The organism is Amycolatopsis sp. NPDC021455 (genome assembly GCF_040640995.1).
In the GTDB taxonomy this organism is placed as follows: domain Bacteria; phylum Actinomycetota; class Actinomycetes; order Mycobacteriales; family Pseudonocardiaceae; genus Amycolatopsis.
The window spans coordinates 16,848-33,001 of the sequence record NZ_JBFACT010000026.1; the positions used below are offsets into that span (position 1 = coordinate 16,848).

Annotated in this window: 15 protein-coding genes; 1 reads left to right on the forward strand and 14 read right to left on the reverse strand. The window is 71.7% G+C overall.

The window, feature by feature from the left end; all coding sequences use genetic code 11:
* Positions 1-18: 18 nt before the first annotated feature.
* The 13 genes from folK to dacB form a co-directional block, all read right to left on the reverse strand.
* Positions 19-510: a 2-amino-4-hydroxy-6-hydroxymethyldihydropteridine diphosphokinase gene (folK, locus tag AB0G28_RS26260; protein WP_361094171.1), complete on the reverse strand. Its 492-nt coding sequence runs from the start codon at positions 508-510 to the stop codon at positions 19-21.
* A complete protein-coding gene (gene folB / locus AB0G28_RS26265; RefSeq protein WP_361094174.1) occupies positions 507-866 on the reverse strand; it encodes a dihydroneopterin aldolase in 360 nt (119 codons plus the stop codon). The genes folK and folB overlap by 4 nt, the downstream gene beginning before the upstream one ends.
* Positions 859-1,656, reverse strand: coding sequence for a dihydropteroate synthase (gene folP, locus AB0G28_RS26270; RefSeq protein WP_361094177.1), 798 nt, complete (start codon positions 1,654-1,656; stop codon positions 859-861). Before folP ends, folB begins: the two co-directional genes overlap by 8 nt.
* Positions 1,657-1,691: 35 nt before the next feature.
* Positions 1,692-2,306 carry a GTP cyclohydrolase I FolE gene (folE, locus tag AB0G28_RS26275; RefSeq protein ID WP_361094180.1) on the reverse strand — a complete coding sequence of 205 codons (615 nt, stop codon included), beginning with the start codon at positions 2,304-2,306 and terminating at the stop codon, positions 1,692-1,694.
* The gene (gene ftsH / locus AB0G28_RS26280; RefSeq protein ID WP_361094183.1) at positions 2,275-4,671 is read right to left on the reverse strand and encodes an ATP-dependent zinc metalloprotease FtsH; all 2,397 of its coding nucleotides are present in this window, start codon (positions 4,669-4,671) and stop codon (positions 2,275-2,277) included. Before ftsH ends, folE begins: the two co-directional genes overlap by 32 nt.
* A gap of 201 nt (positions 4,672-4,872) precedes the next feature.
* Positions 4,873-5,697, reverse strand: a complete 825-nt coding sequence (locus AB0G28_RS26285; protein WP_361094186.1) for an ESX secretion-associated protein EspG — start codon at positions 5,695-5,697, stop codon at positions 4,873-4,875.
* Positions 5,698-5,793: 96 nt separating this feature from the next.
* Positions 5,794-6,579 carry an ESX secretion-associated protein EspG gene (locus AB0G28_RS26290; RefSeq protein ID WP_361094189.1) on the reverse strand — a complete coding sequence of 262 codons (786 nt, stop codon included), beginning with the start codon at positions 6,577-6,579 and terminating at the stop codon, positions 5,794-5,796.
* Between the two features lie 60 nt (positions 6,580-6,639).
* Positions 6,640-8,034: a hypothetical protein gene (locus tag AB0G28_RS26295; protein WP_361094192.1), complete on the reverse strand. Its 1,395-nt coding sequence runs from the start codon at positions 8,032-8,034 to the stop codon at positions 6,640-6,642.
* A 22-nt stretch (positions 8,035-8,056) separates the two neighbouring features.
* Positions 8,057-8,422, reverse strand: a complete 366-nt coding sequence (locus AB0G28_RS26300) for a hypothetical protein (RefSeq protein ID WP_361094195.1) — start codon at positions 8,420-8,422, stop codon at positions 8,057-8,059.
* Between the two features lie 203 nt (positions 8,423-8,625).
* Positions 8,626-9,177: a hypoxanthine phosphoribosyltransferase gene (hpt, locus tag AB0G28_RS26305; RefSeq protein ID WP_125308269.1), complete on the reverse strand. Its 552-nt coding sequence runs from the start codon at positions 9,175-9,177 to the stop codon at positions 8,626-8,628.
* A 3-nt stretch (positions 9,178-9,180) separates the two neighbouring features.
* Complete coding sequence (gene tilS / locus AB0G28_RS26310) at positions 9,181-10,140, reverse strand: tRNA lysidine(34) synthetase TilS (protein WP_361094199.1); 960 nt, start codon at positions 10,138-10,140, stop codon at positions 9,181-9,183.
* Positions 10,137-11,147, reverse strand: coding sequence for a zinc-dependent metalloprotease (locus AB0G28_RS26315; protein ID WP_361094446.1), 1,011 nt, complete (start codon positions 11,145-11,147; stop codon positions 10,137-10,139). The genes tilS and AB0G28_RS26315 overlap by 4 nt, the downstream gene beginning before the upstream one ends.
* 93 nt (positions 11,148-11,240) lie before the next feature.
* The gene (dacB, locus tag AB0G28_RS26320; protein WP_361094202.1) at positions 11,241-13,658 is read right to left on the reverse strand and encodes a D-alanyl-D-alanine carboxypeptidase/D-alanyl-D-alanine-endopeptidase; all 2,418 of its coding nucleotides are present in this window, start codon (positions 13,656-13,658) and stop codon (positions 11,241-11,243) included.
* A gap of 176 nt (positions 13,659-13,834) precedes the next feature.
* Between dacB and AB0G28_RS26325 the strand changes: the two genes are divergently transcribed.
* Entirely contained in the window at positions 13,835-14,347 is a 513-nt protein-coding gene (locus tag AB0G28_RS26325; RefSeq protein ID WP_361094205.1) for an inorganic diphosphatase, read from the forward strand.
* A gap of 51 nt (positions 14,348-14,398) precedes the next feature.
* Here the strand turns inward: AB0G28_RS26325 and AB0G28_RS26330 are convergent, their stop codons facing one another.
* The gene (locus tag AB0G28_RS26330; protein WP_361094208.1) at positions 14,399-16,051 is read right to left on the reverse strand and encodes an MDR family MFS transporter; all 1,653 of its coding nucleotides are present in this window, start codon (positions 16,049-16,051) and stop codon (positions 14,399-14,401) included.
* Positions 16,052-16,154 lie beyond the last annotated feature (103 nt).

A 16,154-nucleotide genomic window follows, 5' to 3' on the forward strand; every position in this document is an offset into this window, starting at 1 on the left:
AGCCAGGGGTTGACTTGTTCAGCTCAGCGTGAGCTCGATACGGCGGACAGTGGCGACCTCGTCCGCCGGCCGCGCGGCGAGCAGCCCGGCGATCGGGCCGTGACCCGGCAGCACCGCGTCCGGCTCGATCTCCACCCACGGCACCAGCACGCTCGCGCGCTCCGGCGTCCCCGGGTGCGGCAGCAGCAGCTCCGGGTCGTCGGACGTCACGCCGTCCACCGTGACCACGTCGACGTCCAGGGTGCGCGGGCCCCAGCGCAGCTCGCGCACCCGCCCGGCGGCCTGCTCGGCGGCCTGGCCGGTGCGCAGCCACGCCCAGTGGTCCCGCGCGGGGTCGTCGACGACGCACACGGCGTTGAGGAAGTCCGGCTGGTCCTCGACGCCCCAGGCCTTGGTCTCGTACACACTCGACACGGCGACGAGCGCGGGCCGCACGGCGTCCAGGGCCAGCTTCAGGAAGCCGAGCCGGTCGCCCAGGTTCGAGCCCAGCGAGAGCACCGCACGGCTCATCGCTCCCGCCTGACGGTGACCGCGACATCGTCGAAGGTCAGCGGGATCGGCGCCGACGGCTTGTGCACGGTCACCTCGACCGCGCCCAGGCGCTCGTCACGCATGACCTCGTCGGCGATCTTGCCCGCGACGCTCTCGATGAGGTCGTACGGCTCGCCCGCGACGATCCCCGCCGCCAGCTCGGCCAGCTCGCCGTAGTGCAGCGTCTTGGTCAGGTCGTCCGACGCGGCGGCCGGCCCGAGGTCGAGCCACACGGTGACGTCGACGACGAACTCCTGCCCGTCCCGCTTCTCGTGCTCGAACACGCCGTGGCGGCCGAACACGCGCAGGCCGGTCAGCGTGATCCGGTCAGCCATCGGCCCTCCAAGCGGCAGCCACCGCGACCGCGTCCAGCGAAGCCCCGACCTCGTGCACCCGCACGCCCCACGCACCGGCGGCGGCGGCGAGCGCGGAGACCGCGGCGGTGGCGTCCTCACGGCCATCCGGCGGCCTCGGCGTGCCGTCCTTTTCGGACAGCAGACGGCCGAGGAACCTCTTGCGCGAGGCACCGACGAGCACCGGGAAACCCAGCGAGATCAAGGAATCCAGCCCGCGCAGCAAAGCCCAGTCGTGCTCGGCGTCCTTCGCGAAGCCGAGCCCGGGATCCAGCACGATCGCGCTCTCGGCCACACCCGCCGCGACCGCCTCGTCCACTCTGGACAGCAGCTCGGCGCGGACATCGGCCACGACGTCTTCGTACTTCGCGAGCGCCTGCATGTCCTTGCTGTGCCCCCGCCAGTGCATCAGCACCCACGGCACCCCGGCGTCGGCGGCGACCCGCGCCATGTCCGGGTCGGCCAGTCCGCCGGAGACGTCGTTGATGACTTTCGCCCCGGCCTCGAGTGCCGCGGCGGCGACGGTGGCCCGCGTGGTGTCCACCGACAGCTGGATGCCTTCACCGGCAAGCGTCTTGATCACCGGCAGAACACGCTGCAGTTCGGTGCCGGCGTCCACCCGGGACGCCCCGGGCCGCGTCGACTCACCCCCGACGTCGATCAGGTCGGCACCGCGCGTCCACATCGCGCGGGCGTGCTCCAGGGCTTGGTCGAGCCCGAGGTACCGGCCGCCGTCCGAAAAGGAATCGGGCGTCACGTTCAGCACGCCCATGACAGCGCACCGGCCCGGCGCGGGAAGCCCGACACTCACCGGCGCGCCTTGATGAGATCGAGCGCCTCCGCCCGCGAGGACGGCGAGTTCTTGAGCTGCCCGCGGACGGCGGAGGTGGTGGTGCGGGCGCCCGGTTTGCGGATGCCCCGCATGGCCATGCAGAGGTGCTCGGCCTCGATCACGACGATGACGCCCCGGGGTTCGAGCTTCCGCACGATGGCGTCGGCGACCTGGGAGGTCAGGCGCTCCTGCACCTGAGGGCGCTTGGCGTAGAGGTCGACCAGGCGGGCCAGTTTGGACAGTCCGGTGACCTTCCCGGCGGCGTTCGGGATGTACCCGACGTGCGCGACGCCGTGGAAGGGCACCAGGTGGTGTTCACACGTGCTGAACATCGGGATGTCCGTGACCAGCACCAGCTCTTCGTGGGCCTCGTCGAACGTGCGGTCCAGCACCGCGTCCGGCTCGGTGTACAGGCCCGCGAACATCTCGCGGTACGCGCGGGCGACCCGGGCGGGGGTCTCCTTTAGACCGTCCCGCTCCGGGTCTTCGCCGCAGGCCAGCAGGAGCTCGCGGATCGCCTTCTCCGCCCGGTCCTGGTCGAAGACCGGGCGGTCGGCGTCACTGGGGCTTGTCCGGACCGTCCACGTCACGACGCTCCCCCTCGCTCTGCTGGTTGCCGGCTTGGTCGGCGAACCAGCCGTGCTCACGAGGGCGTTCGTCACCACCGGGGCGCCACGACTGGCCCGGCTGACCGCCCGGCGAGGTCGCGGGCGTCCAGCCCGGAGGGGCACCGTAGTTCGGCGGGCCGCTCTGGCCCGCCGGGCCGCCCGGCTGCTGGCCGCCGTAGTTCTGCGGCCAGTGTGACGTGCCGTTGGGGCCTCCGTTCGGGCCGCCGTAGGGACGGCCGCCGTTCGGGTAGGCGCCCGGCGGGGCGTACGGGTTCGCGTTCGGGTCGACCGGCGACGGGTACGGCGGGCCGCCCGGCAGGTCGCCCGCGCCCTGGGCCGTGCCGACCGGGGTCGGCTCCGGCTTCAGGACCGGCTTCTTCTCCTTCTCCGGCGGCGGCCACGGCTCGCCGCGCTCCATCGCCAGCTCGCCCGGGGTCTTGATCGGCGGCTTGTCCGACGGCGTCCGCTCACCGAACTCGTTGAACACGGTGATGTGCGGGCGCTTCTCGACCGTCGCGAAGATCCGCTCCAGGTCCTTGCGGGTCAGCGTCTCCTTCTCCAGGAGCTCGATGACCAGCTCGTCGAGCACGTCGCGGTAGGTGTTGAGCACGTGCCACGCCTCGGTGTGCGCCGTCTCGATGAGCTTGCGCACCTCCTCGTCGATCTCGTGCGCCACCTCGAGCGAGTAGTCCGCCTGCCGGCCGGCCGAGCGGCCGAGGAACGGGTCGCCCTGCTCCTGGCCGTACTTGACCGCGCCGAGGCGGGCGCTCATGCCGTACTCGGTGACCATCGCGCGGGCGATCTTCGTCGCCTGCTCGATGTCCGACGACGCGCCGGTCGTGGGCTCGTGGAAGACGAGCTCCTCCGCCGTGCGGCCACCCATCGCGAAGACCAGCCGCCCGATCATCTCGGAACGGGTCATCAGGTCCTTGTCGTCCTCGGGAACGAGCAGGGCGTGCCCGCCCGTGCGGCCGCGCGGCAGGATCGTCAGCTTGTAGACCGGTTCGATGTCCGGCATCGCCCACGCGGCGAGCGCGTGCCCGCCCTCGTGGTAGGCCGTGATCTTCTTCTCCTTCTCGGAGATGATCCGGCTCTTGCGGGCCGGGCCGCCGACGACGCGGTCGACCGACTCCTCCAGCGCCGCGTCGGTGATCACGTGCCCGTTCTGGCGGGCGGTGAGCAGCGCGGCCTCGTTGAGGACGTTGGCCAGGTCGGCGCCGGACATGCCGACGGTCCGCTTGGCCAGGCTGGACAGGTCGGTGCCCTGGGCGATCGGCTTGCCCTTGGCGTGCACCTCGAGGATCGCCTTGCGGCCGCGCAGGTCGGGCGCGGACACCGGGATCTGCCGGTCGAACCGGCCGGGGCGCAGCAGCGCCGGGTCGAGGATGTCGGGCCGGTTGGTCGCCGCGATCAGGATGATGCCGCCGCGGGCGTCGAAGCCGTCCATCTCGACGAGCAGCTGGTTCAGCGTCTGCTCGCGCTCGTCGTGCCCGCCGCCGAGGCCGGCGCCGCGCTGGCGGCCGACCGCGTCGATTTCGTCGACGAAGATGATGCACGGCGCGTTCTGCTTGGCCTGCTCGAACAGGTCACGGACGCGGGAGGCACCGACACCGACGAACATCTCGACGAAGTCCGAGCCGGAGATCGTGTAGAACGGCACGCCCGCCTCGCCGGCGACGGCGCGCGCGAGCAGCGTCTTACCGGTACCCGGCGGCCCGTAGAGCAGCACGCCCTTCGGGATCTTCGCGCCGAGCGCCTGGTAGCGCGCCGGGTTCTGCAGGAAGTCCTTGATCTCGTACAGCTCTTCGACGGCCTCGTCGGCACCCGCGACGTCCCCGAAGGTCGTCTTGGGCATGTCCTTGTTCAGCTGCTTGGCCTTGGACTTGCCGAAGTTGAGGACGCGGTTGCCGCCGCCCTGGGCGTTGTTCATCATCCACATCAGCAGGCCCAGGACGAGGGCGAGCGGGATGGCGAAGATGAGGATCTGCGTCAGCACGCCCTGCTGGGTCACCTTGGTGGTGAACTTGATCGGCTGGCCGCCGGTCTCCGCCTTGAGCAGCGAGTCGTAGATCGGACGGGTGGCGTCCGCCGGGTACTGCGAAATGATCTGGGTGACCTGCTGGCCGTCGACGTCGATCGGCTTGACCAGCAGCAGCTTGAGCTGCTGTTCCTTGTCCTCGAGGCTGGCTTCCTTGACGTTGTTCGAGGTGATCTGGGAGTTCGCCACCGAGATGGGTGCCTGGGTGTACCCACGATCACTGTCGAAGATCGTGTTGTACGCGAACAACGCCAGCAACCCCGCGACGATCCACAGCAGTGGGTTCCTGAGCACGCTCTTCCGGTTCATACGACTCGGCCCTGGTGGCCTCGACCCTCCCTGGTTGGGCGGCTCCTGTGATACCCGCCATCACGATCTTGACAACCCGTGGTGCCTGGACACCTGCCCATCAGGGTACCGTCCGCCGCCGCGTTCATCCCCTGTGAGCCTCTCGCAGGTCAACGGGCGATACCGCCCCCGGGTTCCCGACGGGTGTCCGCGCCGGTCACGCTATCGGGTGCCGTCGGACACACTGCTCACCATCTCGCCCAGCCGGATGCGCAACGTCGCCGCGTCGGCCGGGGCGACCGTGACCCACTCGCGCCCGTCCGTACCTGCGCGGGAGAGGCTCAGGTAGCGCCCGGTGGCGGTGTCGAACCAGGCCAGCACGCGCGACCGTTGCTTGGCTCCGACCTGCGAACGGCTGTTCGCTGCCAGCTGACCGCCGCACTGCCGGGGCTGGCCCGCGATGCGGCCGTACGCCTCGCGCGGATCGGCCGTGACGCGTTCGCTCAGCGGGGTCCGGCGCGCCTTGCCCCGCTTCTTGTCTTCTTCCTCACCCGTCGCCGGCAGCGGCACGGGCACCCGGATCGGTGCCGTGTGCAGGGCGTCGTCCAGCGGAAGTGTGACCGAAGCCTCGCTGCCGCGCGGCCCGGCGGGCAGCACCCCGATGACCGCGGACACCAGGGCGTCCGGCGGGACGTCCCGCAGCCAGATGCCGTCGGCGTCCTGGATCGCGAGCACGCCCTTGGTGTCGTCGGCCGCCGCCAGCACGCCCACCGTGGGCGCCTCGAACCGCGGGATGTGCAGGGCGTCGATGGTCAGCGGGGCGAAGGCCAGCAGGTGCAGGGCGTCCTCGATCGGCGGCGCGAGCCTGCCGCGCGGCTCCCGGATGCCCCGCGCCTTCAGTTCGACGTCGATGCGGTGACGCAGCGAGACGCGCTCGTCCTCGGTCGCGCCGTGCGACCGGACGATCAGCGGGTACGGCAGCTCCCCGACCTGCGCCGACTCCCAGAGGAAGTCGAACGCCAGTGGCGAGAAGAACTCTTGCATCATTACTCTCCCGGATCGGACTCTCGCTCAGCGTAGCCCGCACCACCGACAAAACCGGATCGTTCCGGTGTCGGGCTGGGCACGTCCGAAGAACCCGTTCTACACCGTGCTGGTCGTCGCGGCTCCGGCGAGCATCTCGCCGAGGCGATGACGCAAGGTGGCGGCGTCGGCGGGGGCGATCGTGATCCAGTCCCGGCCGTCGCGGCCGCGGCTGGCCTGGGTGAAGTAGCGGCCGGTCTCGGTGTCGAACCAGCTCAGCACCGGCGTGCGCGTCCGCCCGCCCATCCGGTTGCGGGCGTTGGCGGCGATCTGGCCGCCACGCAGCCGCGGCTGGGCGTGCAGCCGCGCCAGCGCCTTGCGGTCCTCGTCGGCCGACGCGCGTTCGTCGCCGTTGCCGCGGCGCTGCAGGAAATCGACGCCGTGCGGGCCGACGAGCTGCTCCAGCGGCACTGTGACCGACTTCTCACTGCCTCGCGGAGCACCCGGCAGCAGCGAGACGATCGCGCTCGCGAGCCCGTCCGCCGGGCACGGCTGCAGGTGCAGGCCGCGGGTGTCCTGCACGGCCAGCAGCCCCTGGCCGCCCAGCACGCCGGCGATGGCGAGCAGCGGTTCGGCGTCCGGGGCGATCAGCTGGACGGCGTCCAGGCTCAGCTCGGGGCTCGCCAGCACCCCGAAGTAGTCCTCGATGTGCGGCTCGGGCCGGCCGCGGCCGTCGGCGAGCCCCCGCGCGGCCAGGCCTTCCAGAACCCGGCGGCGCAGCATCGACCGCTCGTCGACGGTCTCGCCGTGCGAGCGGACGCGCAGCGGGTACGGCAGCTCGCCCAGCCCGGCGGACTCCCACAGGAAGTCGACCTCGACCGGGGTGAGCAGCTCAGCGTTCGGCATCGAGCCACCCCCAAGGAGAAACCGGGCCGGGCACACCGGCGGTGTGCCCGGCCCGAAGGATCAGCGGTCTTCGTCGTCCCCGGACCACGCGCCGATGACCGGCGGCGGGGTCGCCTGGTTCGCGCCGAAGGCCTCGTCCGGGTCCGCCTCGATGAGGAAGGACGCGTGCGTGTGCTCCTCTTCCTGCTCCGCGTGGGCGCCGCGCGGGGCCATGCCGCCCATGCCCGGGGTCATCGGCGGCGGGGTCTGCCCGCCGATGGTGCCCGCCGGCGAGACGACGCCCTGCTGCGGCGCCTGGGCCGAAGCGGCGCTCTGCCCCTGGCCTTCGGCCGACGCGAGGGTCGTTTCGTTCTCGGCCTTCGCACCGGACTTGCTGCCGGAGCCCAGCGCCCGCGTAGCCAGCGCGCCGAGGCCACCGGCGAGGCCGCCGATGCCGAGGCCCATGCCCACCTTGCCGAGCGGGTTGCCGCCGCCGGTCTGCGTGCTCCCCGGGGCGACCTGGCCCGCGCCGGTCCCGACGCCGGCACCGGTGCCCGCGGCCGTGCCGCCCGGCGCGTCGCTGCCGAGCGCGGCGGCCGCCTCGTGACCGAAGGTCCCGACGCCGTGGGCCGCGTTCGGGCCGACGCCCGCGTGCTGCGCGCCGAACGCGCCGCCCTGGCCGCCGAAGCCCGGGCCGCCGGAGGCGAAGACCGCGGCACGCGCGCCGCCGGGCAGGCTCTGCACCTGGCCCGCGCTGCCGACGGAGCTGACCGCGGTGAACGAAACGGAGTTGTGCGTCGCGGTCGGCTTCATGCCGAGCGACTCCGGGCCGAAGCTCGGGGTCGAGCTGTCGACCTCGCTCATCGCCTTGGTGTAGGCGTTGAAGAACGCGACCTGCTGCGCCTTGACGTCGTTGGCCGCGTCCGCCTGCGCCTTCTGGTCGGCGATCAACGCCGCCGGACCACCGGCCAGCGCGGCCGCCATGGCCTGCTTGGGGTCGTAGTCCTTCGGGGCGGGCATCTTCTTGACCTCGGCGGCCGCCGCGGCCTGCTTGGCGAGCCGGTCGGACATCGTGTGCGCGGCGTCGGAGGCCTGCGAACCGGAGTTCGCGATGGCCACCAGCGCACCCTGCGCACCCGCGGCGCCCTGGCCGACCCACGCGTTGCCCAGCTCGGAGATCGCGTTGTAGAGGTGGTCGGCGGCCTGCTTCAGCTCGGAGCCGTGGTGCGCCCAGGCGTGCCCGGTCGCCTCGGCCGTGCCGGGGTCGTTGTTGTTGACCGCACCGGCGTAGAGCTGCTGGCTTTCCTGCGCGTTCCAGTTCGGCGGGTTGGCGATCGCCCGGTCGCTGCCCATGTCGAAGCCGCCGGCGCTGCCGCGGGCGTTGTCGACGATGTTCTGCGACGCCGAGTTGTCGCCGAGCGGGACCAGCGAGCCCGGGTCGGTCGACGAAGACTGGTCGCTGTTCTTCGGAGCCATGACTTCGGAATCCCCCTCTGACTCAGGCGTTGCGGAACGGGTCGGCGGCGGCCTGGTCGATCTCGTGGTACCGGGACATCGCCGTGACGATGCCTTCCTCGGCCGCGGTGTACTGGTCGAGCAGGTTCTGCAGGGCGGAGGCGTACGAATCGTTCCCGCCGTCGGCCCGCTGGACGAACTTCGCGGCCATCGCGTTGCCGACCGGGTTGTCGCCGAGCTTCGGCGGCTGGGCGAGCGTGGCCGCGCCGGCGAGCAGGGCCTCGACCGCGTCCTTGCCGGTGCGGATCTTGTTCAGCACGGCCTGCGCGGCGTCGGGGTCGATCCCGACCTGACCCGCCGCGGCCGCGGCCTTGAAGGCGTTCGCGTCGGCAGCGCTGCTGTTCCCCATCTGCACTCTCTCCCGTTCCCCCGACCCGGTCACCGCGGGCACGAATGGTCTTCGCATAGGTTAACGCACGTGATCAGAGCCTATGACGCATTCCGCCGGGCCGGGGTTCCGCAGATCCGGTAGTTGCGCCGAACGGTCGGTGACAACCGGGGCTCCGCCCCGGGCCGGGGGCTCCGCCACCCGGAGCCCCCGGAAAGCTTGAATCAAGACGTGTAGACCTTCGGGTCCAGGGTGCCGATGTAGGGCAGGTCCCGGTACCGCTCGGCGTAGTCGAGGCCGTAGCCGACGACGAACTCGTTCGGGATGTCGAAGCCGATGTACTTCACCGGCACGTCCACCTTCACCGCTTCGGGCTTGCGCAGCAGCGAAACGACCTCGAGCGACGCGGGGTTGCGGCTGGCGAGGTTCTTCAGCAGCCACGACAGCGTCAGGCCGGAGTCGACGATGTCCTCGACGATCAGCACGTCCCGGCCCGCGATGTCGCGGTCGAGGTCCTTGAGGATCCGCACGACGCCGGACGACGACGTCGCCGACCCGTACGAAGAGACGGCCATGAATTCCAGCTGCGTCGGCAGCGGCAGCGCGCGGGCGAAGTCGGTCATGAACATGACCGCCCCCTTCAGGACGCCCACCAGCAGGAGTTCGCCCTGCCCGTTGGCCGGATAGTCGGCGGCGATCTGCTCCGACAGTTCCGCGATCTTGTCCTTGATCTGCTGCTCGGTGACGAGCACGGAGGCGATTTCGCCCTCGTACACGGGTCATTCTCCTCGTGTGGTGGGTTGGGAGGTGAGGCAGAGCCTGCCATGCGACCGGCGCGCCTCCAAGTTGCCCGGCAGCCACACGCCGCCCTGACCACGCCACCGGGCGACCAGTTCGTCGACCGCGCGCAGGTGCGCGTCGGTGAGCTCGCGCACGCCCGACGCCAGCAGCCACCTGCGCAGAACCCGCCGCCGCAGTGCCGCCGGCTCGGCCGCGAGCACCCCGGTGTCGAGTTCTCCGGGACCGCCCGCGCGGGTGAAGATCATGTCCGCCACTGTGTCCAGCGCCTCATTGTCTTCACGCAGCTGCGCCGCCGTCCGGGCGAGCGCCGCGGCGACTCCGCCGTTGAGGACGTCTTCCAGCAACGGCAGCACTTCGGTGCGCAACCGCACGCGCGTGAAGCGCGGCTCGGCGTTGTGCGGGTCGTCCCAAGGTTCGACGCCGAGCTCGGCGCAGGCCGCCCGGGTGGTGGCGCGCGGGACGGCGAGCAGCGGACGGCCCCACGGCGGGTCGTGCGGCCGCATCCCGGCGACGCTGCGCGGCCCGGAGCCGCGGCCGAGCCCGAGCAGGACGGTTTCGGCCTGGTCGTCGAGGGTGTGCCCGAGCAGGACGAGGTCGTGGCCGGCCAAGGCCCGGTACCGGGCCTTGCGCGCGGCGGCTTCCGGGCCGCCCGGGCCGGAGACGTCGGCTCGGCGCACCTCGGCTTCGTCGACGCCGAGGGCCTTCGCCGCGGCGGCCGCATCACGCGCGATCTTCGCCGAACCGTCCTGCAGCCCGTGGTCGACGACCAGCGCGCGGACGACGTGCCCGCGGTGGTGGCCGGCGTACGCGGTCGCCTCGGCCAGTGCGAGGGAGTCGGCGCCGCCGGAGACCGCGACACACAGCTCCGGCGGTGCTTCCACGGAGTCCAGGAACGCGCGGACGGCCCGGCGGACGGCGGCGACCGCCTGCCCGGTCATCCGTGCAGGCGCCGGACCCACGCCGCCGGATCGGAGATCTCGGCGCGCGACGGCAGGGTGTTCGGCGACCGCCAGACGGCGTTGAAGCCGTCCATGCCGACGGCGTCCACGACGTGCTTCGTGAACTTCGCGCCTTCTTCGTACTGACGGATCTTCGCGTCGACGCCGAGCAGCGCGCGCAGCAGCCGGTCGAAGACGCCGCCGCCCTTGCGCCTGGCGGTGAACCGCGCGCGGATCGTGTCGACGCTCGGCACGACCTGCGGGCCGACGGCGTCCATCACGAAGTCGGCGTGACCTTCCAGCAGCGTCGAAAGCGCCAGCAGCCGGTCGAACACCGCGCGCTCCTTGGGCGACTGGAGCAGCTCGGCGAGGTTCAGCTTCGGGCCCTGCTTGATCGCTTCGGGCAGCCTGCCGACCAGGTCGGACAGGCTGTCGGTGCCGCCGCCGGCGAGGCTGGAGACGAGCCGCTCGACCTCGTCGGCGAAGTAGTCGCGCAGCCACCGGACCGCGGTGAACTGCAACCGGTGGGTGCACTCGTGCAGGCAGACCCAGAGCCGGAAGTCGTGGGCTGGCACGTTCATCGCCTGCTCGGCGGCGACGACGTTCGGGGCGACCAGCAGCAGCCGGCCTTCCTTGTCGGGCCCGCCGAAGGGGTCGTACTGGCCCAGGACGCGGCTGGCGAGGAAGGCGAGCACCAGCCCGGTCTGCACCCCGGCACCGCCGGCCAGGATCGGCCCCAGCGGCCCGCCCTGCTGCGGCAACGCGCGCCCGGTCAGCCCGTCCAGCCCCGCCGCGGCGGAGCGCACCCAGCCGGGCCGGTCGACGACCTCGCCGGGCAGCAGCGGCAGGTCGAGGCCCAGGTTCGTCAGCTGCCGCACGTGCCCCTCGGCCTCGACGGTCAGCTCGCGCAGGTCGGTGACGGCCGCTTCGGCCTCTTCGCGCGGGACCTGCGGACCGCCGCGCACCAGCAACGCGCCGGTCTGCGCGGCGATCGCCCAGTCGACCATGGGCCGGGTCTGCGTTTCCTGACTCACCCTTCCGACGCTACCCGGCCCCGGCGGGTTTCCGGCCACGATCTTCGTACGGTTCGGCGTCCTCCGTTACGCACAACCGCACTTGCGGAGGCTGGTCGCGAGGGCGTCGACGCCGTCGCGGGCGGGCTCCTGGTCGGCGCCGTTGGACATGAACGCGAACACCAGCACCCGGCCGTCCTGGTCGAGGACGAGCCCGGCCAGGGTGGTCACCGCGGTGAGCGTGCCGGTCTTGGCACGCACCCAGCCGCGGCCGGCCTGCGACGCCGGCGTGTCGAACCGCTTGTCGGCGAGGGTGCCCGAGCCGCCGGCCACCGGGAGGCCAGCCAGCAGCGGACGCAGCTTCGCCGTTCCCGGGTTCTTGCCCTCCGGCGCCGCCGCGGCCGCCAGGACCTGGACCAGCGCGCGGGCCGGGATCTTGTTCTCCGTCGAGATGCCGCTGCCGTCGGAGAGCTTGACGCCGGAGACGTCGAAGCCGTGGTCCCGCAGCACCTTGAGGGTCGCCGCGGCGCCGCCGGCGAAGCTCGCCTCCTGCCCGTTGGCCAGCGCGACCTGGCGGGTCAGCGTCTCGGCGAGGACGTCGTCGGACAGTTCCATCATGTCGGCGACGAGCTCGGTCAGCGGGGCCGACTTGACCTCGGCGAGCACCTTGGCGTCCTTCGGCGCGGTCGCCTGGCCGCCGGGCGAGGCGCTGAGCTTCGACGCGATCGTCCCCGCGAGCGCGGTGCCCGCGTTGGCGACGCGCTGGGACCCGTTGTTCTTCGGGTCCGTGCGGCCGGCGTCGGCCATCACCGACGAGATCTGCGTGGCGAACGTGGACGGCGCGTCGCCCGCGGCCCAGCCCGGCGCGGTCGTCGCGCCCTTGAACAGGCTGAGGTCGACCTGCACCTTCTTGACGCCCGGGTGGGCCTTCTTCACCTGCGCGACGAGGTCGTCGACGTGCGCGGCACCCGGGTACAGCGGCGAATCGGTGCCGATCGGCAGCGCGGTGAGCGTGGGGTCGCCGCCGCCGACGAGGATCACCGTGCCCGGGTCGGCGCCCTGCACGATCTTCGTCGAAAACCGCGTGTTCGGGTCCATCGAGAGCAGCGCGGCCGCGCCCGTGAGCACCTTCGTCGTCGATGCGGGCGTCACCGCCGTCGACGCGTTGCGGTCCCAGAGCACCGACCCGGTCGCCGGGTCGATCACGCTGCCGGTGAGCTGCCCGAGCGCGTTGTTCCCGGCCGCCGACGCCAGCGCGGACTTGACGCCGTTCGCGGTCGGTGCCGCCCCGGCGGTCGCCGGTCCCTGCAGCTGGCGCGTGGCCGCGACCGGCTCGGGCATGTCGCCCTTGGGCGCGTTCGGCGCCCAGGGCAGGCCCAGCCGGTTCGAGACCTTCGGCGACGCCGCGGCGACGCCGGCTCCGGCCAGCACCAGCAGGACGACCACGACGAGCGCGATCACCTTGCCCTTGCGCCGCTTCTTCGGCGGCTCGGCGGCCGGTGCCTGGGCGACGGCCGGCGGCTCGGCGGGCGGCTCGGTCCGCGTCTGGTCGCCTCGGGGCGGTTCGGCCCGGGGCTGGGGCTGCTGCTGGAAGGCGCCGGGGAACTGCGTGGGCCGCTCGATCCCGACGGTCGCCTCGGCGTCGAACCGCTGGCCGTCCGGCTCGATCCGCTGCGGCCGGGCCAGCGACCCGGCGGACGCCGACGGCACCACCCCGCGGGGCGGCTCCGGCGGCAGCACGGGACGGCGGTCACCCGGTTCGGCGGTGCGGTCGTCCCGCACTTCGAGGCGCTGGGCCCAGGGGACCTGTTCTGTTCGCTGCTGCGCTTCGGCGTTCTGGGCCTCTTCGCGACGCTGCGTCTCCGCGCGGCTCAGTTGCTCTTCGCGGCGCTGCTGCTCGTCACGCCATTGCTTGAGCTCTTCGCGCCACGGCTGCTGCGGCTCTTCGCGCCGGTCTTGCTGCTCGGCCGGCACCAGCGGCGCCTGCTTCACCTCGATGTACTGGGTGCTCTCCGCGGCCGACGCCGGCTCGGCCGGCTTCTGCTCGGGCTGCTCGACCTGGATGTACTGGGTGCCTTCGTCGGCCGGCTCCTCCGCCGCGGTGCGCTCCTTCGCCGCCGGGGTCTCCTCCGCGGCCGGAGGTTCCTTCGCGGTCTGCGGCTCCTTCGCCGCGGGAGGCTGCTTCGCCACCGCAGGCTGCTTCGCCGCGGGAGGCTGCTTCGGCTCGCGGCTGCCGAGCCGGTCGGCCAGGTCCTGCTTGGCCGGGGTCGGCGGCGGCGGGGGCTCCTCGACGGGCGCGTTGATCCCCGGGATCGGCTCGGGCGGGACGTTCGGCGCGAACCACGAGCCCTTCGGGGCCTCACTGCCTGTGACCTTGGGCACGCCCGAGTCGGTCTCGGTGCGCTTCGGCGAGTCGGGCAAGGCCATCGGAGTGGTCTCCCGCGCGCCGGACGACGAGCGGTCTTCGTCCGACGAAGGCCACATCGGCTGGTCGTTTTCCGGCACCCACCACTCCTTCTCACCCGCCCCGGGAGGGGCCAAGCTCACATGCCGCGTGGCCGACATCGATGCGGTCCCCCGGCAGGGCGTAGTCCACACTAGGAGACGTCAAGACAGTCATGAAGGTTGCCGCCCGCGACGCGTGGCATGCCCGGACCTAACAAAGAAGCAGCGAGGACGGCGTGGAGTTCGACGTCACGATCGAAATCCCCAAAGGGGAGCGCAACAAGTACGAGGTCGACCACAAGACCGGCCGCATCAAGCTGGACCGGACCCTGTTCACGGCCACGCAGTACCCGGCCGACTACGGGTTCATCGACGACACCCTCGGCCAGGACGGCGACCCGCTCGACGTGCTCGTCCTCGTGCAGGAGCCGACGTTCCCGGGCTGCCTGATCCGCTGCCGCGCGATCGGCATGTTCCGGATGACCGACGAGAAGGGCCCGGACGACAAGGTCCTCGCGGTCCCGACCAACGACCCGCGCCTCGAGCACCTGCGGGACATCCACCACCTGAACGAGTTCCACAAGCTGGAGATCCAGCACTTCTTCGAGGTCTACAAGGACCTCGAGCCCGGCAAGAGCGTCGAGGGCTCGACCTGGGTCGGCCGCTCCGAGGCCGAAGCCGAGATCAAGCGTTCCCTCGAGCGCGAGGTCGACCGCCTGGCCAAGGAAGAGGCCGACGGCGGCCACTGAGCTCACGGGAAAGGCCCCCTCGGGAGATCCCGAGGGGGCCTTTTCACGCCGTCAGTGGGCCAGGGCGAGCGCCGGGGCGTCCGCTTCGGCTTCGGCGCGCTGCTCCATCGCCGACTTGTCCGAGAGCGGCTTCTCCTTGAGGAACCACACCAGCGCGAAGCCGACGGTCAGCACGATCCCGCCGACCAGGAACACCGTGCTCATCGACTCGGCGAAGCCCTGCAGGATCGGCCGGGCCAGCGTCGGGTCGAGCGTCGACAGGAACGACGTGTCGTTGACGTCCAGGCCGCCCTGCATCTGCTTCGCGAACTCCGGGTGCTGCGCCAGCGCCGCCGTGTAGGCCGGCGTGGTCATCGCCGAGCGGACGGCGTTCGCGATCCGGTCGCCGACCGTGCCGAACAGGATCGACAGGAACACCGCGGTGCCCGCCGTGCCGCCGATCTGCCGGAAGAACGTCGCCGCCGAGGTGGCGACGCCGATGTCCTGCGGGCGGACGTCGTTGGTCGCGGCCAGCACCAGCGTCTGCATCGAGGCGCCGAGGCCGAGGCCGATCACGAAGGCGATCACCATGACCAGCGCCAGCGAGGTGTCGACGGTGATCGTCGACAGCGCGAACAGCGCCGCCGCCATCAGGCCGATCCCGGCCACCGCGAACATCTTGTACCGGCCGGTGGCCGAGATGATCCGGCCGCTGCCCATGCTGGCGACCATGATGCCGAGCGTCAGCGGGAGCATCTGCAGGCCGGCCTGGGTCGGCGTCGCGCCCTTGACGATCTGCAGGTACAGCGGCAGCGACATCATCGCGCCGAACATCCCGGCGCCCTGCACGACCGTGACGATCGTCGACATCCGGAACACCGACCGGTTGAACAGGCGCAGCGGCAGCAGGGCGGCGTCGCCCATGCGGCGTTCGATCCAGACGAAGGCGGTCACCCCCAGCGCGCCGACGACGTACATGGCGACCGAAGCGGCGGAACCCCAGCCCCACTCGCGGCCCTGCTCGGCGACGATCAGCAGCGGCACCAGGCCGGTGGCCAGCGCGACGGCACCCCAGTAGTCGACCTTCTGCTCGACACGGGTGTGCGGGAGGTTCAGCACCTTCGTGACGACGACCAGCGCGGCCAGCGCGATCGGGACGTTGACGAGGAAGACCCAGCGCCAGCCGGTGATGCCGGCGAAGGTGTCGATGCCGGCGAAGAACCCGCCGACGACCGGGCCCGCGACGCTCGAGATGCCGAACACCGCCATGAAGTAGCCCTGGTACTTGCTGCGCTCCCGCGGCGCGGTGATGTCGGTGATGATCGCCAGCGCCAGCGACATCAGGCCACCGGCACCGAGCCCCTGGAAGGCGCGGAACGCGGCGAGCTCGTACATCGACGTCGCCATGCCGCTGGCCAGCGAGCCGACCAGGAACAGCGAGATCGCCGTCAGGTACATGGGCTTGCGGCCGTAGAGGTCGGACAGCTTGCCGTACAGCGGCGTCGAGAGCGTGGCGGTGATGAGGTAGGCGGTGGTGGCCCAGGCCTGCAGGGACAGGCCGTGGAGCTCGTCGGCGATGGTGCGCATCGACGACGACACGATGGTCTGGTCGAGCGCGGCGAGGAACATGCCGAGCATCAGCCCGGACAGCACGGTCAGGATCTGGCGGTGGGACAGTTTGCCGTTCGTAGCGGCTGCTCCTTCCGCCGTGGTGGTGTCGCTCATGGTGGTCTCCCTCGAAGTCCGCGTAGTTGCTTGTACCGATCAACTACTTGCTTCGACCAACTATTCCCCAGAAGCTTGTATGAAGCAACCAATTATTCTGTGA

Excerpts from the sequence above, each read along its gene's own strand:
- folK (WP_361094171.1), bottom strand. The coding sequence starts at position 510 with ATGAGCCGTGCGGTGCTCTCGCTGGGCTCGAACCTGGGCGACCGGCTC.
- folB (WP_361094174.1), bottom strand. The coding sequence starts at position 866 with ATGGCTGACCGGATCACGCTGACCGGCCTGCGCGTGTTCGGCCGCCAC.
- folP (WP_361094177.1), bottom strand. The coding sequence starts at position 1,656 with ATGGGCGTGCTGAACGTGACGCCCGATTCCTTTTCGGACGGCGGCCGG.
- ftsH (WP_361094183.1), bottom strand. The coding sequence starts at position 4,671 with ATGAACCGGAAGAGCGTGCTCAGGAACCCACTGCTGTGGATCGTCGCG.
- AB0G28_RS26285 (WP_361094186.1), bottom strand. The coding sequence starts at position 5,697 with ATGATGCAAGAGTTCTTCTCGCCACTGGCGTTCGACTTCCTCTGGGAG.
- AB0G28_RS26290 (WP_361094189.1), bottom strand. The coding sequence starts at position 6,579 with ATGCCGAACGCTGAGCTGCTCACCCCGGTCGAGGTCGACTTCCTGTGG.
- AB0G28_RS26295 (WP_361094192.1), bottom strand. The coding sequence starts at position 8,034 with ATGGCTCCGAAGAACAGCGACCAGTCTTCGTCGACCGACCCGGGCTCG.
- AB0G28_RS26300 (WP_361094195.1), bottom strand. The coding sequence starts at position 8,422 with ATGGGGAACAGCAGCGCTGCCGACGCGAACGCCTTCAAGGCCGCGGCC.
- tilS (WP_361094199.1), bottom strand. The coding sequence starts at position 10,140 with ATGACCGGGCAGGCGGTCGCCGCCGTCCGCCGGGCCGTCCGCGCGTTC.
- AB0G28_RS26315 (WP_361094446.1), bottom strand. The coding sequence starts at position 11,147 with ATGGTCGACTGGGCGATCGCCGCGCAGACCGGCGCGTTGCTGGTGCGC.
- AB0G28_RS26330 (WP_361094208.1), bottom strand. The coding sequence starts at position 16,051 with ATGAGCGACACCACCACGGCGGAAGGAGCAGCCGCTACGAACGGCAAA.